We start from the raw sequence: 23,449 nt of genomic DNA, 5'->3' as shown, positions 1-23,449 counted from the left end.
CCAAAGTCAAGGGTGGACGAAGTCCATCGCGTAGCGACGCCGAAGGCGCCCTTGACTTTGGAGGGGCGGCCCCGTACGCAAGCGCCACCCCACCACCCGAACACCCCTCCCACCGACGCATCCGAACACCCCTCCCGCCGACGCGCTCGATGCGCTCCGACACGTCGCACCCCACGGGTACTGCTCCGTCCTCGCTCCGGCCCTTCGCTTCCCCAACCAAAACGCACAACGCCACCAACAGCTCAACGCCACCAACAGCTCAACGCCACCAACAGCTCAACGCCACCAACAGCTCAACGCCTCGTACAGCTCAACGCCTCGAACAGCTTGACTGCGTTATGCGACGCCCCGCTTGCCCCACGGCGTGGAGACATCAATAACCCCGTCCACTGCTGGAGGCCCGTGAGCGTCGGTAACGGCGGCTACGGTCAGACGGGCGGCTCTGGACAGACCCCCGAGAACCAGTGCAGTGCCCACGGCCGTCCGACGACGACCCGGGCCTGGCGGCACCGCGACGGCGCTCGTACCGCAGCAGGGGCGTCTGCGTCCGCACGCGCTCGTCGCGTGGCTCGCGGGCGGCCGGCCGACACCGGGCCTCGTCCGAGACCACCGCCGCGCGCACAGGGCCGATGTGCGGCCGGGGTCGGCGGCGGTACGAACAGGGGCACCAAGACCGCACCGCCTTTCACCAAAGTGCGCGGATCCCGTTCAGTGACGTCGGCGCCGACGTGTCGCCCGGGAGAAGGTTGCAGATCGGCCCGGGCGAGTAAGACCGTCCCGTACCGGCGCGGCAGCTCCAGCATCCCCGTGCGCTGGTGGAACACGGTGACTACTCGGCCCTGCTCGGCCGCGCGCCGGAGCAGAGGGGGCGGCAAGTCGGTGGACGAGTCCACGCCGTCGAGTCCGGTGGGGTGCGACGTTCCATCCGGGCGGTCCGTTGGCCGTGCTCACGGAGGGGACGGACGGCACCGCGCGAGGACGGTTCACGCCTGGATCATGCCGCGGCCCGGCCAGCGCAGGCCGCGGACCGTCCTGCGCGAGACCAGGGAACGGTGGGAGGGGGCCGGCGAACCGGGCGCGTCCGGAGACGGGATGACGGTGACGCCGGACGGGGCGGCCGGGCTTGTCGCCGGGTCAGCGGGACCGGCGGGCGGCGGCTCGCGCCTCGTCGCGCTCCCGGATCAGCCGTGCCAGTTCGTCGGTCACCTCGTCGAGGAACGCGTCGACCTCCTCGACCGCGTATCCCTGGGTGAGGCGGGTCGTCGCGAACTTCCGGTTCCGGACGGTGTCCGGGGTGATCCGCCGCTCACCGCCGGCCGTGCCGGGGGCGCCGGGGGAACCGGTCAGCAGGCCGTGCCAGGCCGGTCTCTTCTTGCTCATGCGCACCACTTAACACAGCCCGTCCAGGGCAGGGCGAGGGTTTCCTCGAAGGTGTTGCAATGATGCTGGTTCCGAACCGGTTTCTTGAATCCTGGTGAGCATTTTTGGGACGCGGCGATTGCTGCTGTACGCTGCGCCGCGTCCATTTCCCGGGCGGCCGGATGCTGGATGTCCGAATGGAACGTGTCATCGAGCATCGGTCCGGCGCCGGCCGTTCGTTCGTGACGGAACGGCTCGCGTCTGCCGCCTGATCAGGCCTCAGTTCCCCGGTGTCTGGAACGCCTGCATGCAGGCCAGCAGGGCCGCTTGGGTCTTGGCCTTGTCGGCGCCGGGCGGCGGCTTCCAGGTGCTCACGTTGTCGGGGACGTCGACGCCGTGTGCGCGCATGCACCTGGCGAACGCGGTGACGGCCTTGGACGGCGCGGTGGTCGGACGGGTCGGGTTCGCGCTGGGCTTGGGCGCCGCGGGCATGGACGTGGGTGCGGTTGGGGTCTGCGCGGGAGTGGCGCTGCTACCCGGCGGCGCCGTGCCGTCCGGTGGGGTGGGGGAGGTGAGGGAGACCGGCGGCGGCGCGGACGCGCCGCCATCCCCGCCGCCGCAGCCGGTGGCGGCCATCAGCGTCGCGGCGAGCAGCAGCGCCGCCGGCCCGGTACGAGCTGCCATCGGCTTCACCTCGGGTCCTTCCGATGAGACGGCGGCCGCGGGACGGCCGGGAGAAAGCCATTATCGTGCGACCGGAAGGGCGTGCGTTATCACTCGGATAAAGTTCCGGAACGGCCGCTTGTCAGTCGGTTGACAAGCATTTCCGGGGACCGGGTCGCTGCTCACTGGAGTATGAAGAAGGATATTCCTTGCTCGCCCGGTGAGCAATTTTTCCGGGCGTCTTGTGCCGGTGCGTTCTTCCGTGGTCCCATCCGGTGCCAGGCTCGTGACCGGCGCGGAAAGCGATCGCCGGCCGGGGCGGACGGACGATTTCCGATGGGTGGTCGACAGATGAGCGTTCGCGCACGCCGGGCCGGGCGCCTGACGGCGGCCGCCGCGGCGGGCGCGCTGCTCGCCGCCGGGCTGAGCGGCGCCGGGGCCGCGGCCGCGGGCACCCAGAACGCCGACCTGACGGTGGCGTACCAGTGCGCGTTCCCCGCCGGTCCGCAGGAGGTGAGCGTCCGCTACCGGGCGGCGTTCCCTGCGTCGGCGGCGCCGGGCGGCCGGGTGCGGCCGGGGAAGGTCACGGCGACCCTGACCGTTCCGCGCGCCGCGCTCGCCGACCTCGGCGCCACCGAGGTCGGCGGGACCGTGCAGGTGGCGGCGCGGACCGAGCAGAACGGGGCGGGCGCCAAGGCCGCCTGGCCGGCGTTCACCGTCGAGCCCGCCGCGGTCCCGGACGACGGGGACGTGACGCTCACCGCGTCCGGGCGGCCCGCGGACATGACGGCCGCGCGCACGGGCACCCTCACGGTCACCGTCGGGGCACTCGACCTGGGCCTGGCGCCGGAGCCCGCCGCCGGCGGCGCCGAGGAGAGCCCGGTCGCCTGCACCCCCGCGCAAGGGCAGGCGGGTGTCCTCGCGGCGGTTCCGATAGCGGCGGACGGCGCCGCGCAGCCGCCGAAGAGGACGGCGGCCGTGCCCGCCGGCGAGGCCCCGCCGGACTGCCAGGACCTCAAGGAGCCCGGGTGGCTGATCTCCGGCTGCGTCTACATGAACGGCTACGCGAACGTGCGCAAGCTCGCCGGCGCCACCGTCCTGAATGATCCGGCGGGCCCGGCCCCCGCGCTGACGAACGTCGAGTACAACATCGTCCCGAACCTGCCCACCGGGACCGGGACGGACGTCCGCTTCCGGTTCCACGAGCCGCTGCGGTCGAAGGCGGGCTTCCTGACGTTCGGGTTCATGCCCACGACGGCGACGATGGAGATGGACCAGGTCGGGCTCGGGACGGAGACCTCGGAGCCGTACGAGAAGGGCCAGACCCGGCAGCACGTGCAGGCCAGGATGCGGGTCACGATCCGGCTGTACGACGTGAAGGTCAACGGGACGCCGCTGGACGTCGGCCCGCACTGCGAGTCCAGCCGGCCGGCGGACATCGCGCTCGGCGACGCCCCGGGAGCCGGCATCACCAACATCGTCAAAGGCGGGACGCTCGACGGTTCTTTCGAGATACCGCCTTTCCGTGGATGCGGGTCCGGAGAGGACCTGGATCCGCTTTTCACCGGCGCGGTTTCCGGGCCTGGAAACTATGTGAAGGTCAGTCAGGGAACCATCTGCGGCCGGGCGGCTGCCACCTGCCCGCCGGCGATGCCGGAACTGAAGCGATAACGGTCACTGGGTGCGGTGGCCGGAGGCGAGCATGCCCAAAATGCCTGCTCAGCGTGCACGTGTGAGTGTTGTCACTCGACAATAAAGGCCGCGTAAGGCGGCGATTGAAACGTCTCAGAATTTGTCATCGGCGTCCGATGACGATTGAGGTTTCCAGCGAGTAACTTACCGGCGTGACGCAGTGGAAAAGGTTCTCGGGAGGTGATGCGGCATCGGGGGTGAGCAGTACATCGGATAGCCGTGCTTCGAGAATCGAGAGGTACCAGTGAAGACCACGAAGAACACCCGGCGCAGGGGCGGGATGCTCGCCGGCGCGGCCGTCGCGCTGAGCGCCGCCGCCATCGCGTCGGCGCTGCCGGCCTCCGCCGCCGCGCCGATCCACTACTCCTTCGACCTGAAGGGGTCGTCGTTCATCAAGGCGCCGAACGGCAGCACCGACCTCACCGGCGGCGTCGAGGCCGACCTCGACGTGACCAAGCCGGCCGACAACGTCACGGCGGACCTGACCCTGAACCCGACCAAGGGAGACTTCTCGATCCTCGGCATCCTGCCGGTGACCGCGGACATCTCCTTCGTCCCGCAGGGCAAGACCACCGGCACCTACGCCAACAGCGAGCTGACGACGGACTCCAAGATGATCGTCAAGCTCAGCTCGTTCAACGCGTTCGGCTCCATCCCGCTCGGCGGCGGCGACACGTGCCAGACCACCGAGCCGTCGGACATCGTCCTGAAGTCGGACGGCAAGTTCATCCCGTCCAAGGGCGGCACGCTCAAGACCGACGACTTCTCGCTGTCGGCGATCGACGGCTGCGGCCCGCTGACGGGGATCCTCAACGCCTTCACCGCCGGGTCCGGCAACACGATCACGCTGAACCTCACCGCCAAGGCGTAGGCCCCCGCCCGCGCCCTCTGCCCCCCAACCTCACGCACACGAGAGGTACGAGGTGAAACCGAAGAACATCGCACGAAGAGTCAGGACCGGCACGGTCCTCGGCTCCACGGCGGGCCTGATGCTCGCCATGGCGAGCATCGTGGCGGCGCCGGCGGCGTCGGCCGACGCGTCGCTGACGCTGAAGTACCGCTGCACCTACCCGCTGATCGGCCAGCAGGACCTGAGCGTCGCGGTCTCGACCGACATCCCCGACAAGGTCGCGCTGAACACCCCCTCGCCGACGATCAACATCAAGGCCGTCTCGACGGTCAGCGGCGACACGACCTTCGGGCTGTGGACGACCCTGGCCAAGAAGCTGACGGGAACGGCGAAGGCGCAGGCCAAGCTGACCGCCCCGCAGTATCCGAGCGGCCTGCCGCTGAAGCCGAACATGACGCTGGCGGACGCGGACGTGCCCGACTCGGGCCCGTTCGACATCACCGCCACCGGCACGCAGGTCCCGCTGACGTTCAACAAGGCGGGCTGGGCGCAGATCACGGTCGGCAACCTGGACCTGACGATCAACCCGCTCGGCGCGGACGGCAACCCGACCGGGCTCGGCACGCTCAACGCGTCGTGCAAGCAGCTGCCGGGGCAGAACAACGTCCTGAAGCAGTTCCTCATCGACGACGGGAGCAACCCGGCCCAGCCGGAGCCGAAGCCGGACACCTACCCGGCGCCGAACCCGGTGCAGACGCTCGAGCCGGGCCTGCCCTCCTCGCCGGAGAAGACGCTCGACTACACCTGCCCGTACCCCCTCGTGGGCGACGGCGACCTGCAGGTCAAGGTGAAGTCGAACTTCCCGACCGAGGTCCCGGTCAACACCGCGACGCAGGACTTCATCTCCCAGGCCATCGAGGTCACGTCGGTCTCGACCGTTCCGGCCGACGTGAACGAGAACGGGCTCCAGCAGCTCGGCGCCGTGCAGATGGACGGGACCGCGCTCGCGCACCCGACCATCACCGTGCCCGAGATGGCCAACCCCGTCCCGCTGCAGATGGCGCTGAAGCTGGACAAGACCGACGTCCCGGCGACCGGCCCGGTCAGCATCAACGGGCCCGGCAAGGCCCCGGCGCTGTCGTTCAGCAAGACCGGCGACGGCAAGGTCACCCTGGACGACATCGACATCCAGAACTTCACGACCTACGACGCCGACGGCAACCCCGCGAACCTCGGCGACTTCACGTGCCACCTGAAGGCCGGGCAGGACAACACCCTGTTCAGCTTCACCATCAAGGACGGCGGCACGCCGCCGCCGACCGACACGACCGCTCCGTCCGTGCCGGCGAACGTGAAGGGTGCGGCGACCGGTGACTCGGTGGCGCTGTCATGGGACGCCTCGACCGACAACGACGGCGGTTCGGGTGTCAAGGGCTACTTCGTGACGGTGGACGGTCAGAAGGGCGACCTGGTGACGGGTACGTCCACGACCGTTTCGGGTCTGGCCGATGGTGACCACACGTTCGGTGTGTCGGCGGTGGACAACGCGGGCAACGAGTCGGCCGCGTCCGCTCCGGTCACGGTGAAGATCTCCACGGGCCCCGGCCCCGACACGACCGCCCCGTCCGCCCCGGCGAACGTCAAGGGCACCGGGTCCGACGACGGTTCGGTGGCGCTGTCATGGGACGCGTCCACCGACAACGACGGCGGCTCCGGCGTCAAGGGCTACTACGTGACCGTGGACGGCAAGAAGGGCGACGTCGTCACCGGCACGTCGACCAAGGTCACCGGACTGGCCGCGGGCGACCACACGTTCGCGGTGTCGGCCGTGGACGGCGCGGGCAACGAGTCCGCCGCGTCCGCCCCGGCCACGGTGAACGTGCCCGGCAAGCCGACCGGCGGCGGCGTCTCGTACGCGCTGTCCGGGTCGTCGACCATCAAGGGCCTGAACGGCAAGGTCGCGCTGAACGGCGCGGTCAGCGCCACGGTCGACGGCAGCGGCAAGGTCTCCGCCGACCTGACGCTGAACCCGACCACCGGCACCTTCTCGCTGTTCGGGTTCATCCCGGCGACCGCCGGCGTCTCCTTCGCCCCGCAGGGCAAGACGACCGGCACCCTGTCCGGCTCGACCCTCAGCACCGACACCAAGACCGTCGTCAAGATCTCCTCGGTCAAGGTGTTCGGGATGGACCTGGGCGTCGGGAACACCTGCCAGACCAGCGCCCCGGCCGACATCCCGCTGAAGTCCACCGACTTCGGCGTGGCGGGCGGCGGGACGCTGACCGGCAACTACACCCTGCCCGGCCTCACCGGCTGCGGCGCCCTGACGCCGCTGGTCAGCGCGCTGGCCGCCGGCCCGGGGAACGCGATCGACCTGAAGGCCGCGCCGCAGAAGTGATCTTCCGGCAGTGACCGAACGGTCCTGATTCCGGCCCCCGCCGCTCTGCCAGGGACGGCGGCGGGGGCCACCAGCGATGACCAGGGAGGCGGCGTTGAGAGCCACGAGGAGAACGGCCGGGAGCGCGGCCATGGCGTGCGCCGTCGCGCTCGCGTCCGGTGCCGCGGCCCTCGCCGGCACCGCGGCGCCCGCCGCGGCCGACCCGGTCTCGCTGACCCTGAACTACCACTGCGTGTTCCCGCTGATCGGCCCCGAGCCGCTCACCGTCGAGATCAGCACCGACGTCCCGAAGACCGTTGTCAGCGGGCAGCAGGTGCCGGGGTTCTCGGTGGACTCGGTGTCCACCGTCAGCGCCGGCGCGGCGCGCGGCCTGGCCGCCGCCGGGTCGGTGAAGCTCGACGGGACCGCGCTGGCCAAGGCGTCCATCACGGTGCCGGACGTGCCGTCCGGGCTGCCGGTGGCCGTCACCTCGAAGCTCGCCACCACCGCCGTCCCGGCGGAGGGCGCCTTCGACGTGCGGGCGCACGGCACCACCGTCCCGCTGACGTTCCGCAAGACCGGCAAGGGGACGATCAGGGTCGGCGACCTCGTGCTCACGCTGACGCCGGCGATCGGCGACGGCGGCCCGTCCGGCCTCGGCACCTTCGAGTCCGAATGCACGCAGGACCCGGGGCAGGACGACGTGCTCGCGACCTTCGACGTCGTCGACTCGACGCCCGTCTCGACCCACCACGACTACACGGTCCAGGGGACGGCGGCCGTCAAGGCGGCCGGCGGGACCGTCCCCCTGAACGGCACGTTCGGCGCCGGCATCGACCCGGGCACCGGGAACGTCACCGGCGACCTCGCCCTCGACCCCGCCACCGCCGACCTCAAGGCGTGGGGGTTCCTGCCCGTCACGGCGGACGTCGCGTTCGGCCGGCCCGGCGAGACCACCGGCAGGCTGGCCGGCGGCGCGCTCACCGCCGACTCCGCGCTGGACGTGCGGGTGACGTCGGTCAAGGTGCTCGGGCTCCCGGCCGGCGTCGGCGACCAGTGCCGCGCGACTGCACCCTCGAACTGCTGCTGGATTACCAGGGCAAGAAGGTCGCCGACTACTTCACCACCAATCCGCTGGGCACCGAGCCGTGGGCGGACCGCGTCACCGAGAACCGGCTCGGCGGCACGCCCATCAAGGTGCCCGTCCTGCAATACCACTCCGACGCCGACGAGATCGTCGCGTTCAACCAGGCGGACACGCTGCACCGGCAGTACTGCGCCGCGGGCGTGCCGCTCACCTGGAAGGTCTGGAACGGCCTGAGCCACATCACGCTCGTCTACCGCGGAAACGCCGACGCCATGGCGTTCATCGCGGACCGGCTCGCCGGGAAGCCCGCGGCCTCGAACTGCGCCACCACCCCGAGTTCCTGAAGGAGAGTTCGATGATTCGGCGATTGATCATCGGAACCGTGCTCGCGTCCGTCACGGCCTCGGCCGCCGCCGGCTGCGGCGGAGACGGCGGCGACAAGGCGAAACCGGAGGTCGCGTGGGCCGGGAAGGTCTGCGACGGCGTCACCGCGAGCGGCGCCGGCCTGAGCTTCCCGCAGCTCGACCCGGAGAACGGGGCGAGGTCCGCCAAGGCCCTCGCGGGCTTCCTCGACGCGATGGGCAAGCGCCTCCAGACGATGGAGACCCGGCTCCAGGGGGCGGGCGCGCCGCCCGTCGACAACGGAGGGGCGGCGCTGAACACGGCGCTGGCCAACCTGCGCGGCACCGAGTCGGCGGTGCGGACCGCGTCCGGCGGGCTCGCCAAGGCGAAGGTGACCGACGCCAAGTCCTTCAAGGCCGCCGTCACCGAGGCGGGGCAGGCGATGCGGAAGGTGCAGACCTACCAGGGCCCCACCAAGGACCTGCGCGCCGACCCCGCCCTGGCGAAGGCGTTCGACCAGGCCGGCTCCTGCAAGACGCACCAGCTGTGAACGCCGGGGACATGCGTGCCGCCATGGCGCGCCGCGCGATCGCCGGGCTCGTCCTCGCGGCCCTCGCCGCCGCGCCGCTCGCCGGATGCAGCGGCGACGACGAGGGCAAGGAGGGCACCACGGCCGCCGCCGCGCCCACCGCGACCGGCGCCGCCGCCTCGACGAAGGCGGAGCCGCGCCGCACGGCGACGAAGGCGGCGGTCGCCTGGGCCGGACGGGTGTGCCGGGCGATCCCGCCGGGCATCACCGACTCCCCGCTGCCCAAGATCAATGCGCGGGACGTCGCCGCCTCCGAGCGCGCCATCGCCGCCTACATGACCGGGATGGCGAAGCGGCTCGACACCGTCCGCGCCCGGCTCCAGCAGGCCGGTTCGCCGCCGATGGCGGACGGGCGGGCCGTGCTGGACGCGACGCTCAAGGACCTGGAGGCCACCGGGCGGCAGTTGCGGGACGCGGCGTCCGGGCTGCGCACCGGCAGGCCCGGCACGCCCGCGTTCCGGACGGCGCAGGCGGACGCGGGCAAGGCGATGCGCCGGCTCGGCGGCTACCGGCCGCCGACGAGGGCGCTGCGCGCGTCGCCCGCGATCGGCGACGCCTTCACCCGCGCCGCGCCGTGCAAGAAGCCCGGCGTATGAGGGGCGGCGGGCCCGGGATCACTTCGCGCCGGCGGACCTCATGCAGGCGAGCAGCGCGGCCTGCATGTGGGTGTCGCCGGGGCCGGGGGTGGGCTGCCAGTGGCTCACGTCGTCGGGGACCTTGACGCCGTGGGCGCGCATGCACGCGACGAAGTCGTTGACGACCTTGGTCGGCGCGGCGGAGGGAGCGCCGCCGCCGGACGTGCCGGTGCCGCCGGTGCCGCCGCTGCCGCCGGACGAACCGCCGCCGGACGGCGCGCCGGGCACGCCGCCGCCGGACGGGGCCGCGGAACCGCCGGCGGCCGGGCCCGACGAGGAGGACGAGGCGCCCGTGCCGTCGTCGCCGCCGCCACCGCCGCAGGCGGTGAGGGCGAGCGCCGGCGCGAGCAGCAGGACTGCGAGATGACGTCGGTTCACTGGTGTCCTTCCCGCGGGGTGGGGCCTTGACGATAGCCGGTCGGCCGCCGTTCGCGCGCCCCTCCCAGGGCCCGGGCGCGGTGTTCCCCCGCTGCCAAGGAATTGAAGATGATCATCGAGAACCTGTCAGTTCCGGATAGAAAAGCACCGCGCCTCGGAATTCCGTCCCTTTGCTTCTTGCGAATTGAATTTACCCGCCAGTAGTTTTCCTGGACCATGCGCACGCGAAAGGAGGCCCGGCCGTGGCGGCACCGGTCATCGAATTCCCGCTGGGCGCGCTGCGCCAGGCGGGGCGGATGTTCGCGCTCGGCGCCACCGTGCTCGGCATGGCGTTCCGCCGGCCGTTCCAGTTCCGCGAGTTCGTCGAGCAGTTCTGGTTCATCGCCAGCGTGACGATCCTGCCGACCGCCCTCGTGTCGATCCCGTTCGGCGCGGTGACCTCGCTGCAGGTCGGCTCGCTCACCCAGCAGTTCGGCGCGCAGTCGTTCACCGGCGCCGCCAGCGTGCTGGTGGTGATCCAGCAGGCCAGCCCGATGATCGTGGCGCTGCTGGTGTCCGGGGTGGCGGGCTCGACGATCTGCGCGGACATCGGCGCCCGCACGATCCGCGAGGAGCTGGACGCGATGGAGGTGCTCGGCGTCTCGCCCGTCCAGCGGCTGGTCGTGCCGCGCGTGCTCGCGTGCGTCGCGGTCGCGCTGCTGCTGAACGGCCTGGTCTCGGTCGTCGGCGTCGCGGGCGGCTACTGCTTCAACGTCATGATGCAGGGCGGCACGCCCGGCGCGTACGTCGCGAGCTTCTCCGCCCTGGCGCAGCTCCCCGACATCTACGTGGGGGAGGCGAAGGCGCTGCTGTTCGGGTTCGTCGCGGGCGTCGTCGCCGCGTACCGGGGGCTGAACCCGAAGGGCGGGCCGAAGGGCGTCGGCGACGTCGTCAACCAGTCCGTCGTCATCACGTTCCTGCTGCTGTTCCTGATGAACCTCGTGATCACCGGGATCTACCTGCAGGTCGTCCCGCCGAAGGGAGGCTGAGATGGCCGTGCTGCGCGCCGGGCCGAACCGGTGGTTCGCGTGGCTGGACCAGCCCGGCGACCAGGGCACCTTCTACGTCCGGGCGCTGCTGTGGACGCCGCGCGCCCTGCACCGCTACCGCAAGGAGGTGCAGCGGCTGCTGTCGGAGGTCGCGTTCGGCAGCGGCGGCCTCGGCGTGATCGGCGGGACGATCGGCGTGATGGTCGCGATGACGCTCGCGACCGGCGTCGTCGTCGGCATGCAGGGCTACTCCGCGCTCCAGCAGATCGGGACGTCGGCGTTCACCGGGTTCGCGTCCGCCTACATCAACACCCGGGAGATCGCGCCGGTCGTGTCGGGCCTCGCGCTGTCGGCGACGGTCGGCGCCGGGTTCACCGCGCAGCTCGGCGCGATGCGGATCAGCGACGAGGTCGACGCGCTGGAGGTCATGGGCATCCCGAGCCTGCCGTACCTGGTGACGACCCGGATCATCGCGGGCGCGGTCGCGATCGTCCCGCTGTACGCGGTCGGGCTGCTGTGCGCCTACCTCGCGTCCCGTGAGGTCACGGTGAAGGTCAACGGGCAGTCCGCGGGCACCTACGACCACTACTTCGGGCTGTTCCTGTCGCCGACGGACGTGGTGCTGTCGTTCCTGAAGGTGCTGGTGTTCAGCGTCCTGGTGATCCTGTCGCACTGCTACTACGGCTACCGCGCGGCCGGCGGCCCGGCCGGTGTGGGGAAGGCCGTCGGCCGCGCGGTCCGCACCTCGATCGTGCTGATCAGCGTGAGCGACTTCTTCTTCAGCCTCGCGGTGTGGGGCACCAACACGACGGTGAAGGTGGCCGGGTGAACGCGCGGCGGGAGGCCCGCAGGCGCAGGCGGGCGAGCGGCGAGGCGGTGGCCGGGCGGCGGCTCGCCGGGGTCGCGTTCCTGCTGGTGCCGGCGCTGCTGGTCTGGCTGTCGATCGCGTGCTACGACAAGGCGTTCACCGAGGTCAGCTGGGTGACGCTGAGGACGGCGAGCGCCGGCAGCGAGATGCATCCGCACGCGGACGTGAAGTTGCGCGGCGTCGTCGTCGGCGAGGTGCGGACGGTGTCGTCCGACGGCGGCGTCGCGACGCTGAAGCTGGCGATGCGGCCGGACAAGGTGAAGCTGCTGCCGAGCAACGTCACCGCGCAGCTGCTGCCGACGACGCTGTTCGGGCAGCGGTACGTCGCGCTGATCCCGCCCGCGGACCCGAGCCCGGCGCGGCTCACCGCGGGCAACGTGATCAGCCAGGACCGCTCGTCCAACGCGATCGAGCTGCAGCGGGTGATGGACAACCTGTACCCGCTGCTCACCGCCGTCCAGCCGGCGCAGCTGTCGGCGACGCTGACCGCGGTGTCGCAGGCGCTGAGCGGGCGCGGCGAGCGGCTCGGCCAGACCCTTGTGGAGCTGGACGCCTACCTCAAGAAGATCAACCCGAGCCTGCCCGCGCTGAACCGGGACATCCGGGAGCTCGTCGCGGTCAGCAGCGACTACAGCGAGGCGGCGCCCGACATCCTCCAGGCGCTCAACGACTTCAGTTACACGACCCGCTCGATCGTCCAGCAGCGCGACGACCTGAGCCGCCTGTACGCGGCCGTCACCGGCGCGTCGCAGGACATGTCGGACTTCCTGCACGAGAACTCGGCCAACTTCATCGCGCTCGCCGCCGACAGCCGCGCCTCGCTGCAGGTGCTGCAGAAGTACGCGCCGGAGATGCCCTGCACGCTGCGGATGCTGAACGACTTCATCCCGCTGATGGACAAGGTGCTCGGCAAGGGCACCAAGCGCCCCGGCCTGCACGTGGACGTGACGACCGTGCAGAACAAGGGCCGGTACGTCCCCGGCAAGGACACGCCCCGCTACACCGACAAGAGCGGACCGCACTGCTACCCCGCCGGCGCCACCGTGAAGTCGGCGCCCCCGAACGCGGCCACCCCGGTCGCTGTCGCGCCCGGGGCGCTCGGCCTGCCGAACTCGCCGGAGGAGAACCGCCTGGTCAACGAGCTGCTGGCACCGGGACTCCAGGAGGTCCCCGAGGACCTGCCCGACTGGAGCAGCGTGCTCCTCGGACCCGTCTACCGCGGTACGGAGGTGAGGATCCGATGAACCGCGGGGGACTGCTCGGGCCGCTGTGGAAGTCGCTCGCGTTCGTCGTCGTGACGGTCGTCGCGACCGGGATGCTGGCGCTCACCATCGCGCAGACCGGAGGCGGCGGCTCCGTCACCTACAGGGCGCGGTTCACCGACGCGTCCGGGCTGCGCGACGGCGACAGCGTGCGGATCGCCGGCGTCCAGGTCGGCCGGGTCGGCGGGATCCGGGTCGTCGGCCGCCGGCAGGCGCTCGTCACGTTCAAGATCGACCGCGCGCACCGGCTGCCCGCCTCGTCCACCGCGACGATCAAGTACCTGAACCTGATCGGCCAGCGGTACCTGGAGATCGGCCGGGGCACCGGCGGCGCCGGCGTGCTGCGGCCCGGCGCGACGATCCCCGTCGACCGGACGGCCCCGGCGCTGAACCTGACGCAGCTGTTCAACGGGTTCCAGCCGCTGTTCCAGGCGCTGTCGCCGAACGACGTCAACCGGCTCGCCGAGTCGATCGTCCAGGTGCTCCAGGGCGAGGGCGGGACGGTCGAGGACCTGCTGTCCACGGTCGGGTCACTGACCAGCGGCATCGCCGACAAGGACCAGGTGATCGGGCAGGTCATCGACAACCTGAACGCCGTCCTCGACACGGTCAACGCGCGCGGCGACAACCTGTCGGGCCTCATCACGACGCTGCGGCGGCTCGTGTCGGGCCTCGCCGGCGACCGCACGTCCATCGGCGACGCGATCAGCGCCCTCGACGACCTCGCCGGCGTCACCACGAGCCTGCTCCAGCAGGGCCGCGAACCGCTCAGGCAGGACATCGCGCAGCTCGGGCGGCTGTCCACCAACCTCGACGACGACTCCCCGACCGTCGAGACGTTCCTGCGGACGCTGCCGGTGAAGATGGCGGCGATCGGCCGGGTCGGCTCGTACGGGTCGTGGATGAACTTCTACATGTGCGAGGCGTCCGTGACCGGGGTGACCTACCGGCAGTACCCGGGCGAGACCCACCCGGCGCCGACCGGCGTGCACTCGGACGCGGCCAGGTGCGGGTCATGAGGCGGCCGAGGCTGAAGCCGGTCCGGGAGCGCGACCCGGTCCTCGTCGCGATCGTGTCGATCGCGCTGCTCGTCGCCGCCGGGCTCGCCGCGTTCAACGCCAAGGACCTGCCGCTGATCGGCGGCGGCACCGTCTACCGCGCCGACTTCAGCGAGGCGGCCGGGCTGCGGCCGGGCAACGAGGTCCGTGTCGCCGGCGTCAAGGTCGGCGAGGTCACCGGGGTCCGGCTGGACGGCGCGAAGGTCGCCGTGTCGTTCCGGGTGAAGCGCACCTGGGTCGGCGACGCCAGCACCGTCGCGATCGCGATCAAGACGCTGCTCGGCGACAAGTACCTCGCCGTCGACCCGCTCGGCGCGCGCCGGCAGGACCCCGGCCGCACCATCCCGCTGGACCGGACGACCTCCCCCTACGACGTGACGCAGGCGTTCCAGGACCTCGCCACCACCACCGGGGAACTCGACTCCGTCAAGCTCGCGCAGAGCCTCGACGCGATCTCCGGCGCGTTCGCGCACACCGCGCCGAGCGTCCGGCAGGCCCTCACCGGCGTGTCCGCGCTGTCGAAGACGATCTCGTCGCGGGACGCGGAGCTGTCCCGGCTGCTGGCGAACACCCGGCAGATCACCGGTACGGTCTCCGGCCAGGCCCAGGACGTCCAGGCGCTGCTGCGCGACGGCAACCTGCTGCTGAACGAGATCGCCCGGCGCCGCGAGGCGATCCACGGGCTGCTGGTCGGCGCGCAGTCGCTGTCCGAGCAGATCAGCGGGCTGGTCGACGACAACCAGAAGCAGCTCGACCCGACGCTGCGCGCGCTCGGCCGCGTCACCGACCTGCTGCAGCGCAACCAGGACGACCTCGACCGCGCGCTGAAGACCGCCGGTCCGTACACGCGGCTGCTCGGCAACTCCATGGGCAACGGCCGCTGGCTGGACGGGTACCTGTGCGGGCTCGTCCCGAAGGAGTACGCGCCCGCGACGACACCGGAGAAGGGCTGCATGCCGCCCGAGAAGGGCGGGCACTGATGCTGCGCAGAATCGCCGGACCGGCGGCGCTGGTCGCCGCCGGACTCGCCGTCATCGCCGCCGCGACCGTCGCGTTCCTCGTCCTGCGGCCTCCCGCCGGGACCCGGATCACCGTCTACTTCCACGACGCCGTCGGCGTCTACAAGGGCTCCGACGTGCGGATCCTCGGCGTGAAGGCCGGCACGGTGAACTCCGTCCGCGCCGAGGGCACGCAGGTCAGGGCGGTGCTGACGGTCGACCACGGGATCGACGTGCCGGCCGGTGCGAACGCCGTCGCGATCGCGCCGAGCCTTGTCGCCGACCGGTACGTCCAGCTCACGCCCGCCTACACCGGCGGCCCGAAGATGGCGGCCGGCGCGGTGATCCCGGTCGCGCGGACCGCGACGCCCGTCGAACTCGACCAGATCTACGCCGGCATCACCAAGCTGTCGAAGCAGCTCGGACCGGACGGCGTGAACAAGGACGGCGCGCTGTCGCGCGTCCTCGGCACCGGCGCGGAGAACCTCCAGGGCAACGGCCAGGACATCCGCACCACCACCGAGCGGATGGCGCAGGCCGCCAAGACCCTGTCCGGGTCGCAGAAGGACCTGTTCGCGACGGTCTCGAACCTGTCGGCGTTCACCTCGATGCTGAAGGCCAACGACGGGCAGGTCCGGCAGGCCGAGCGGCAGCTCGCCGACGTGAGCGGGTTCCTCGCCGACGACCGGCAGGAGCTGGACGCGGCGCTGAAGGCGCTCGCCGCCGCGCTCGCCAAGGTCAAGGTGTTCATCCACGACAACCGCGAGCAGATCAGCACGAACGTCGCGAAGCTCTCGAAGATCACCCAGCTGCTGGTGGACGAGCGCGGCTCCCTCGCCGAGGCCCTCGACGACCTGCCGCTCGACGTCACCAACGTCCTCAACGCCTACGACCCGAAGAGCGGGACGCTGATGGGCCGCGGCGACCTCAACGAGATGAGCCCGCCGCTGCCCGCGGCCGGACGCGCCGCGCCCGCCGCCGGCGCGGGGAAGGGGGCGCCATGAGCCGCGCGCACACCCGGCGGGCCCGGACCGCCGTCATCGCCGCCGTGCTCGCCGCGACCACGCTCGGCGGCTGCGGGTTCGGCGGCGTGCAGGACCTGCCGCTGCCCGGCGGCGCCGACCTCGGCGACCACCCGTACACGGTGAAGGCGGAGTTCGCGAACGTGCTGAACCTCGTCCCGCAGTCCGCGGTGAAGGTCAACGACGTCGCGGTCGGCCGGGTGGTGAAGGTGGCGCTGCCGCACGGCGGCTGGACCGCCGAGGTCACCATGAAGATCAACGGCGATGTACGGCTGCCCGCCGGCGCGTACGCGCAGCTGGAGCAGTCGAGCCTGCTGGGCGAGAAGTTCGTCCAGCTCAGCGCCGCTCCCGCGACCACCGGACTCCCGGCGGGCGCCGCCGCGCCGGGCGGCACCGCGCCGGGCGGGCCCGCGCCGTCCGCGAGCACGGGAAGGCTCGCGGACGGCGCGGTGATCCCGGTGTCGCGCACGAACCGGAACCCGGAGGTCGAGGAGGTGTTCGGCGCGCTGTCGATGCTGCTCAACGGCGGCGGGATCGCGCAGCTGCGCACCATCACCACCGAGCTGAACAAGGCGCTGGACGGCAACGAGCCGCGGATCCGGTCGCTGCTGGAGCAGGCGAGGAAGCTCGTCGGCGACCTCGACGCCAACAAGCAGGGCATCACCGACGCGCTGGACGGCGTCAACCGGCTGTCGGCGACCCTGCGCGCGCGCCAGGGGCAGATAGGCGTCGCGCTGGTCGACATCGAGCCCGGCCTCAAGGTGCTGGAGGAGCAGCGCGGCGCGCTCGTCCGGATGCTGAACTCGCTGAACGACCTGTCCGGCGTGGCCGTCACGACCGTGCGGCGTAGCCAGACCGACCTCGTCGCCGACCTCAAGGCGCTCGAGCCGGCGCTGCGCAAGCTGTCGGACGCCGGGCACGACCTGCCGAACGCGCTGCAGGTCCTGCTCACCTACCCGTTCACCGACGCCGTCCTGCCCGCGGTGAAGGGCGACTACCTCAACGTGTATCTCCAGGTCACCGCGCAGCCGGGGACCCAGATCGTCCCGCCGGTGACGCCGCTGCCGCGCAGCGGCGACGGCACGCCCGCGGGCGGCCCGGCCGGGCAGGGGGGCTGACCGGATGCTGACCATCGGCACCAGGATCAAGAACATCGTCTTCTTGATCGTCGGGGCGCTCGCGATCTGCTACGTCGGCCTGAACCACGCCGACCTCGGCGGATACGTCGGGCTGAAGGACTACTACGTCGTCAAGGTCGACCTGCCCGAGGCGGGCGGCCTCGCGAAGAACGCCGACGTGACCTACCGGGGCACCTCGATCGGACGCGTCGGCGGCCTCGACCTCACCGGCGACGGCGTGATCGCCGACCTGCGGATCCGCAAGTCGGCGCCGAAGGTGCCGCGCGACACCCAGGCCGTGGTCGCGAACCGGTCCGCGATCGGCGAGCAGTACATCGACCTGCGCCCCCGCACCAGTGCCGGCCCGTACCTCGCCGCCGGCTCGGTCATCCCGCGCTCGTCCGCCACCACCCCGGCGCCCGTCACCGACCTGCTGACCAGCGTGAACGACCTCGCCGCGTCCGTCCCGACCGGGTCGCTGCGGACGGTCGTCGCCGAACTCGGCCGGGCGTTCGCCGGCGAAGGCCCGAACCTGCAGGTCCTGCTCGACAACAGCCACGCTCTCACCGAGGCCGCCGACCGCAACATCGAACCGACCCGCTCCCTGATCGGCGACGGCCAGACCGTCCTGACCACCCAGGACGAGGAGTCGGGTGCCCTGAAGGCGTTCGGCCGCAACGCCCGGCTGCTGTCGCGGCGGCTCCGGGCCTCCGATCCCGCGTTCCGCAAGCTCGTCGCCACCGCGCCCGGCGCCGCCGGCGAGTTCCAGGGCCTCGTCCGCGACCTCGACCCGTCGATGAGCGTGCTCATCGCGAACTTCCTCACGACGTCCCGCGTCCTGCAGCCCCGCACGGACGGGCTCGAGCAGCTCCTCGCGAAGCTCCCCGACGCGGTGTCCATGGGCCTGACCGTCGCACGCGACGGCCGCCTCAGGTTCGGGATGGTCAACACGTTCTTCGACCCGCCGCCCTGCACGTCCGGCTACGGCGGGACGCGGTACCGCAACGGGCTCGACACGTCCCCCGGCCCCGCCCTCAACACCGCGGCCCGCTGCACGGCGCCCGCGTCCAGCGGCATCAACGTGCGCGGATCCGCCAACGCCCCGCACCCGCCCGTCCCGGCCGCCGTGCGTCCCGGGTCCGTCCTCGGCGGCGCCCCGGCCGGCTCGGCGGCGAACGCGGCCCTGCCGGGCGCGCTCGCACTGCCCGGCGTCGCGCCCGGACCGTCCGGGATGAGCGCCCTGCTCGGCCTGAACGGAGGGCACTGATGGCCGCCACCGTCAAGGCCGAACCCCGGCCCCGGCCCCGCCCCGAGCGCCGGCCCCTGCTCGCCGGGTGGGGCCTCATCGGCTGGGCCGCGATCCTCGCCGCCGCCGCGTTCCTCGGCTGGACGGCCTTCACCCTGTTCCCGGCGGGCGGCGCCCGCGACAGCGGCCCCGAACGCGAACGCGACCTCGTCCTGCGCAGCACCGGCCGCGAGATCGCCGCGCTCAACACCATGGACCGGTCCGACCCGTCCGCCGGGCTCAAGGCCTGGCTCGACGCGTCCACCGGCCCCCTGCACGACCAGCTCCAGCGCGACGAGCCGGCGAACCGCGCGAAGATCGGCGCGTCCCGGACCAGCGCGTCCGCGACCGTCACCGGCGCCGCCGTCACCTCGCTCGACACCGCCGCCGGCAAGGCCCGGGTCATCGCGTCCGTGCGGGTCACCCTCACCCCGCAGGGCGGCGCCCCGACCCTGCAGCGCAAGCGCTTCGAGGCCGGCGCCGTCCGCACCGCCGACGGCTGGAAGCTCGAATCGCTCACCTCGATCCCGGCCGGTGCCCGATGAACCGCCTCCTCGGCCTCGGCAAGCCGCTCGGCGTCGCGCTCGGGCTCGTCCTGATCGCGCTGCTCCTGCACCCCGTCGCCGGACGGTTCCGCGATGACGGCACGGGGGGCAGCCCGCACGACCGGGCCGTGCTGGACGGCGTCGCCACCACCGACGTCACCGGCGACGTGTCCACCGCGCTCAGCCGCATCTTCAGCTACACGCCGACCGACGTGGAGGCCGCCCGGCGCGCCGCGTCCGACGTGCTCACCGGGGCCGCCGCCGCGCAGTACGGCAAGATCTTCGGCCAGGTGGCGCGGCAGGCGCCCGCCCAGCGCGTCACGCTCACCACCCGCGTCACCCGCGCCGGCGTCATCTCCCTCGTCGGCGACACGGCGCGGCTGCTGGTCTTCCTGGACCAGACCGCGACCCGCGCCGGCAAGCCCGACGGCACCCCCGCCGCCGCCCAGCTCACCGTCACCGCGCACCGCGACGACGGCCACTGGCGCATCACCGAGCTGAAGTCCGCGTGACCAGGAGGCCCGCCATGCCGGAACCCGACAGCCTGCAGAGGACGGCGGCGTGCCTCGCCGTCCTCGCCGCGCTCTTCGCCGCCTGGGCCGGCTGGAACTGGTACACCGCCGCCCACGACGCCGCCCGCGCCTACTCCCGCACCCGCGACGACGTCCTGCAGAGCGCCGAGCAGGGCGTCCAGAACCTCAACACCCTCGACTACCGCGCCGTCGACGCCGGCCTGCGGACCTGGCTCGACTCCACCACCGGCGACCTGCACCGGCAGATCGCGCAGGACCGCGCCGGGTTCACCGACCGGGTCCGCAAGGCCCGCACCGTCACCACCGCGCGGATCCTCGACGCGGCCGTCGCCGAACTCGACGAGCGGTCCGGCAGGGCGAGCGTGCTCGTCGCCGTCGAGACCACCGTCACCCCGCCCGGCGGCGCTCCCGTCACCAAGCAGAACCGCCTGGAAGGCCGCCTCGCCCGCACCGGCGCCGGCTGGAAGATCAGCGACCTCGGCCAGGCCCCGGCCGGCACGACGTGAGAGGACGGCCCGCCATGGCCGCGCACACCACCCGCATCCTCGGCGGCGCCCGCTGGAAGGCCGCCGCCGCCTCGCCCGCCGTCCTCGGCCTGCTCGCCGTGCTGCTCGCCGCGTCCGGCATCTGGATGCACCGGCAGGCCGGTGACCTGCGCGGCGACCCCGCCGCGCGGAACGGCGCCCTCACCGACGGCGCCGCCACCAGCGAGGTCAAGGGCGCCGTCGCCGACATGGTCGGCCGGCTTTTCTCCTACAACTACACCGACCCTGGCCGGACCGACGCCGCCGCCCGCACCTGCCTCACCGGCCCGGCCGTCCGGCAGTACGCCGCCCTGATGGACCGCGTCCGCACCGACGCGCCGCGGCAGCGGACCGTCCTCAGTACCAAGGTCACCGACAGTGCCGTCACCACCCTGCGGGACGGCCGCGCGCGCCTGCTCGTCTACGCCGACCAGCAGACGACCCGCGCCGGCGACGGCAAGAGCACCACGTCCCCCGCCATGCTCGCCGTCACCGCCGTCCGCCATTCCCGGCAATGGCGGATCACGGGAATTGACACGTTCCAGCCTTGACGGCCGCACCGTCCTGAGCTGCGCGGCAGGCCCCGGCCGGAACCGGGCACGACGAAAATTACCCGTCCGGGGCGGGCCCCCGCGACGGTTTCGCAGGTCATTCCGAAAATGCGAAACGCGCTCGCAGCCGGCTCCGCGCTTTTGTCAGTCGACTCCATGAAGCAGCGCTGAACGATTTATTTCAGGGACAATCGGAATCGGGCCGCGATCCGCGATCCTGGGAGCGCCGCCGACCGGAGGGCCTCGGACAGGGAGATCGACGAGTGGTGCGAACGCGATTGGACGTGCGGCCCTTCGAGGCCGTCCCGGCATGGGTGGCCGAGCGGCTGCGGCCCCACGTGGACCGGGCGGCGAACGAGGTCCTGAACGAGCTGCGGCGCGGCGACCCGCCGGTCGGCGACGGCGAGATCGGGCGGGCGCGCGCGGGGATCGTCGCGGGGATCCGGCACTTCTGCGACCTGGTCGAGGACCCCGGCGCCGGCTGGGAGCGGGTGGCGGCGTTCTACCTGCGGGTCGGCCGCCACCTCGCGCGCGACGGCCGCGACCCGGTCGAGGTCCAGCAGGCGCTGCGCCGGTCCGCGCTCGCGGCGTGGCGGACGCTCGCGGCCGTCCCGGGCGGCCTCGACCTCGACCTCGGCGCGCTCAGCCTCGTCGTGGACGCCCAGTTCCGCCGTCCGGTACCGGCTGCGCCATCTGCAGGACCTGTTCGGCGACGACCTCCGGGACCCGCGGCGCTGCCTGGAGATGGAGCTGATCCTGCACGCCCGGCTCGTCAACCGCGGCGCCGCACGCTGACACACCGTTATTTATCACTTTTGTGATAATTGCCCTGCCGAATCGTTGCGCCCCGTGCATGGTGCGCGACGGAGAGCGCCGCCATAGTCGGGGACCCATCCCGTCCAGTGAGGTGATGCTCCCATGTCCGGTGACGCGTACGACTTCGACGTGATCGTCGTCGGGTCCGGGTTCGGCGGCAGCGTGTCGGCGCTGCGGCTGGCGGAGAAGGGGTACCGGGTCGCCGTGCTGGAGGCGGGGCGCCGCTTCGACGAGAAGACGCTGCCGAAGACGTCGTGGCGATTGCGCAAGTACGTGTGGGCGCCGCGGCTCGGGATGCGCGGCATCCAGCGCATCCACCTCGTCGGCGGGAAGGCCGGCGTGCTGGTCCTCGCGGGCGCCGGCGTCGGCGGCGGCTCGCTGGTGTACGCCAACACCCTGTACGTGCCGCCGGAGCCGTTCTTCAAGGACCGGCAGTGGGGCCACATCACCGACTGGCAGGACGAGCTGAAGCCGTTCTACGACCAGGCGCAGAGGATGCTCGGCGTCACCGTCAACCCGCTCGTCACCCCGGCGGACGAGGCGATGAAGCGCGTGGCCGACCGGATGGGCGTGGGGGACACCTACCATCCGACGCCCGTCGGCGTGTACTTCGGCGACAAGCCCGGCGAGGACCACGACGACCCGTTCTTCGGCGGCGCCGGCCCCCGCCGGACGACCTGCACCGCCTGCGGCTCCTGCATGATCGGCTGCCGGGTCGGCGCGAAGAACATGCTGACGAAGAACTACCTGTACCTGGCCGAGCGGGCCGGTGTGCAGGTGCTGGCCGACACGACCGCGACCGCCGTCACGCCCCGGGACGGCGGCGGCTACGCGGTGGACGTCGAGCACACGGCGCCGCTGCGCAGGCGCCGCCGGACGCTGACCGCCGAGCACGTCGTGCTCGCCGCCGGCACCTACGGCACGCAGCGGCTGCTGCACCGGATGCGCGCCGCCGGCCGGCTCCCGCACCTGTCGCCCCGGCTCGGCGAGCTGACCCGCACCAACTCCGAGGCGCTGCTCGGCGTCGAGCGGATGACGGTGTGGCACCGCAGGAAGGACGTCGACCACAGCACCGGCCTCGCCATCACCTCCTCGTTCCACCCCGATGACAAGACCCACATCGAGCCGACCCGCTACGGCGCCGGCAACAACCTGATGGGCTTCATCCGGACGCTGCTGGTCGACGGCGGCGGCGCGCCGCGCTGGCTGAAGTTCCTCGGCCAGGCCGCCCGGCACCCGACGATCATCCTGCGTGGCCTGTCGCTGAAGGACTGGGCGAAGCGCACCGTCATCGCGCTCGTCATGCAGACCGCCGACAACTCGATCACGGTCACCGAGAAGCGCGGGCTGCTCGGGCGGTGCCGGCTGTCGGCCGGGCTCGGCGAGGGCGAACCGAACCCGACGTGGATCCCGGTCGCGCACAAGGCCGTCCGGATGCTCGCCGAGGAGCTCGACGCCACCCCCGGCGGGACCTGGTTCGACCTGTTCAACATCCCGACGACCGCGCACTTCATCGGCGGCTGCGTCATCGGCGAGACGCCCGAGACCGGCGTGATCGACCCCTACCACCGCGTCCACGGCCACCCCGGCCTGCACATCGTGGACGGCTCGGCGGTCACCGCGAACCTCGGCGTCAACCCGTCGCTCACCATCACCGCGCAGGCGGAGCGGGCGATGGCGTTCTGGCCGAACCGCGGCGAGAAGGACCCCCGCCCCGAGCCCGGCGCCCCCTACCAGCGGGTCGAACGCGTCGCCCCCCGCTCCCCGGCCGTCCCCGAAACCGCCCCCGCCGCCCTCCCCCTCATCTGACCCCGCACTTCAACGAGCACGAACCGACGCAGCGAGGCTCGGCGGGCACCTTCAGATCTC

Annotated in this window: 22 protein-coding genes and 2 pseudogenes; 21 read left to right on the top strand and 3 right to left on the bottom strand. The window is 72.2% G+C overall.

Annotation, left to right across the window (positions count from 1 at the left end; all coding sequences use genetic code 11):
• Positions 1-1,158: 1,158 nt before the first annotated feature.
• Positions 1,159-1,299 (bottom strand): annotated as a pseudogene (locus tag F8568_RS43820) (DivIVA domain-containing protein); the annotation flags it as partial.
• Positions 1,300-1,638: 339 nt separating this feature from the next.
• Positions 1,639-2,043: a hypothetical protein gene (locus F8568_RS43815; protein WP_151600062.1), complete on the bottom strand. Its 405-nt coding sequence runs from the start codon at positions 2,041-2,043 to the stop codon at positions 1,639-1,641.
• 330 nt (positions 2,044-2,373) lie between these two features.
• On the opposite strand from F8568_RS43815, the gene F8568_RS43810 reads away from it, so the two are divergent.
• The 7 genes and pseudogenes from F8568_RS43810 (at position 2,374) to F8568_RS43775 (ending at position 9,555) form a co-directional block, all read left to right on the top strand.
• Positions 2,374-3,693, top strand: coding sequence for a DUF6801 domain-containing protein (locus tag F8568_RS43810; protein ID WP_151600061.1), 1,320 nt, complete (start codon positions 2,374-2,376; stop codon positions 3,691-3,693).
• 265 nt (positions 3,694-3,958) lie between these two features.
• The gene (locus F8568_RS43805; protein ID WP_151600060.1) at positions 3,959-4,585 is read left to right on the top strand and encodes a hypothetical protein; all 627 of its coding nucleotides are present in this window, start codon (positions 3,959-3,961) and stop codon (positions 4,583-4,585) included.
• A gap of 52 nt (positions 4,586-4,637) precedes the next feature.
• Entirely contained in the window at positions 4,638-6,962 is a 2,325-nt protein-coding gene (locus tag F8568_RS43800; RefSeq protein ID WP_151600059.1) for a DUF6801 domain-containing protein, read from the top strand.
• Positions 6,963-7,038: 76 nt separating this feature from the next.
• Positions 7,039-7,641: pseudogene (locus F8568_RS50840) on the top strand (DUF6801 domain-containing protein); the annotation flags it as partial.
• Positions 7,617-8,372 carry a lipase family protein gene (locus F8568_RS49185; protein WP_151600057.1) on the top strand — a complete coding sequence of 252 codons (756 nt, stop codon included), beginning with the start codon at positions 7,617-7,619 and terminating at the stop codon, positions 8,370-8,372. The pseudogene F8568_RS50840 and the gene F8568_RS49185, both read left to right, overlap by 25 nt.
• An 11-nt stretch (positions 8,373-8,383) precedes the next feature.
• Positions 8,384-8,920 carry a hypothetical protein gene (locus F8568_RS43780; protein ID WP_151600056.1) on the top strand — a complete coding sequence of 179 codons (537 nt, stop codon included), beginning with the start codon at positions 8,384-8,386 and terminating at the stop codon, positions 8,918-8,920.
• Positions 8,921-8,931: 11 nt separating this feature from the next.
• Positions 8,932-9,555: a hypothetical protein gene (locus tag F8568_RS43775; RefSeq protein ID WP_151600055.1), complete on the top strand. Its 624-nt coding sequence runs from the start codon at positions 8,932-8,934 to the stop codon at positions 9,553-9,555.
• Positions 9,556-9,573: 18 nt separating this feature from the next.
• Here F8568_RS43775 and F8568_RS43770 read toward each other — a convergent pair whose 3' ends face one another.
• Positions 9,574-9,972 (bottom strand): hypothetical protein, encoded by a 399-nt coding sequence (locus F8568_RS43770; RefSeq protein WP_160573986.1) that lies wholly within the window; start codon positions 9,970-9,972, stop codon positions 9,574-9,576.
• Between the two features lie 242 nt (positions 9,973-10,214).
• Here F8568_RS43770 and F8568_RS43765 point away from each other — a divergent pair, with 242 nt between their 5' ends.
• The 14 genes from F8568_RS43765 (at position 10,215) to F8568_RS43700 (ending at position 23,389) form a co-directional block, all read left to right on the top strand.
• The gene (locus F8568_RS43765) at positions 10,215-11,000 is read left to right on the top strand and encodes an MlaE family ABC transporter permease (RefSeq protein ID WP_456236969.1); all 786 of its coding nucleotides are present in this window, start codon (positions 10,215-10,217) and stop codon (positions 10,998-11,000) included.
• 1 nt (position 11,001) lies between these two features.
• Positions 11,002-11,829 carry an MlaE family ABC transporter permease gene (locus tag F8568_RS43760; RefSeq protein WP_151600053.1) on the top strand — a complete coding sequence of 276 codons (828 nt, stop codon included), beginning with the start codon at positions 11,002-11,004 and terminating at the stop codon, positions 11,827-11,829.
• Positions 11,826-13,112: an MCE family protein gene (locus tag F8568_RS43755; RefSeq protein WP_328601307.1), complete on the top strand. Its 1,287-nt coding sequence runs from the start codon at positions 11,826-11,828 to the stop codon at positions 13,110-13,112. The genes F8568_RS43760 and F8568_RS43755 overlap by 4 nt, the downstream gene beginning before the upstream one ends.
• A complete protein-coding gene (locus tag F8568_RS43750; protein ID WP_151600052.1) occupies positions 13,109-14,149 on the top strand; it encodes an MCE family protein in 1,041 nt (346 codons plus the stop codon). Before F8568_RS43755 ends, F8568_RS43750 begins: the two co-directional genes overlap by 4 nt.
• Positions 14,146-15,168 (top strand): MCE family protein, encoded by a 1,023-nt coding sequence (locus tag F8568_RS43745; protein WP_151600051.1) that lies wholly within the window; start codon positions 14,146-14,148, stop codon positions 15,166-15,168. Before F8568_RS43750 ends, F8568_RS43745 begins: the two co-directional genes overlap by 4 nt.
• Positions 15,168-16,190, top strand: a complete 1,023-nt coding sequence (locus F8568_RS43740) for an MCE family protein (protein WP_151600050.1) — start codon at positions 15,168-15,170, stop codon at positions 16,188-16,190. The genes F8568_RS43745 and F8568_RS43740 overlap by 1 nt, the downstream gene beginning before the upstream one ends.
• Positions 16,187-17,326 carry an MlaD family protein gene (locus F8568_RS43735; RefSeq protein WP_151600049.1) on the top strand — a complete coding sequence of 380 codons (1,140 nt, stop codon included), beginning with the start codon at positions 16,187-16,189 and terminating at the stop codon, positions 17,324-17,326. Before F8568_RS43740 ends, F8568_RS43735 begins: the two co-directional genes overlap by 4 nt.
• A gap of 4 nt (positions 17,327-17,330) precedes the next feature.
• Entirely contained in the window at positions 17,331-18,593 is a 1,263-nt protein-coding gene (locus tag F8568_RS43730) for an MlaD family protein (protein WP_151600048.1), read from the top strand.
• Positions 18,593-19,156, top strand: coding sequence for a hypothetical protein (locus F8568_RS43725; RefSeq protein ID WP_151600047.1), 564 nt, complete (start codon positions 18,593-18,595; stop codon positions 19,154-19,156). Before F8568_RS43730 ends, F8568_RS43725 begins: the two co-directional genes overlap by 1 nt.
• Positions 19,153-19,668, top strand: a complete 516-nt coding sequence (locus tag F8568_RS43720) for a hypothetical protein (RefSeq protein WP_151600046.1) — start codon at positions 19,153-19,155, stop codon at positions 19,666-19,668. Before F8568_RS43725 ends, F8568_RS43720 begins: the two co-directional genes overlap by 4 nt.
• Positions 19,669-19,682: 14 nt before the next feature.
• On the top strand, positions 19,683-20,195 hold the full coding sequence (locus F8568_RS43715; protein ID WP_151600045.1) for a hypothetical protein: 513 nt from the start codon (positions 19,683-19,685) through the stop codon (positions 20,193-20,195).
• Positions 20,196-20,209: 14 nt separating this feature from the next.
• Positions 20,210-20,764 carry a hypothetical protein gene (locus F8568_RS43710; protein WP_151600044.1) on the top strand — a complete coding sequence of 185 codons (555 nt, stop codon included), beginning with the start codon at positions 20,210-20,212 and terminating at the stop codon, positions 20,762-20,764.
• A gap of 266 nt (positions 20,765-21,030) precedes the next feature.
• Complete coding sequence (locus F8568_RS43705) at positions 21,031-21,585, top strand: hypothetical protein (protein ID WP_151600043.1); 555 nt, start codon at positions 21,031-21,033, stop codon at positions 21,583-21,585.
• Positions 21,586-21,682: 97 nt separating this feature from the next.
• On the top strand, positions 21,683-23,389 hold the full coding sequence (locus F8568_RS43700) for an FAD-dependent oxidoreductase (protein WP_151600042.1): 1,707 nt from the start codon (positions 21,683-21,685) through the stop codon (positions 23,387-23,389).
• Positions 23,390-23,449: the final 60 nt, after the last annotated feature.

Origin of the sequence: Actinomadura physcomitrii, assembly GCF_008923205.2 — a bacterium.
GTDB lineage: Bacteria > Actinomycetota > Actinomycetes > Streptosporangiales > Streptosporangiaceae > Spirillospora > Spirillospora physcomitrii.
Note: the sequence above shows the minus strand (reverse complement) of the source record. Positions and strands in the feature narration are given on the sequence as shown.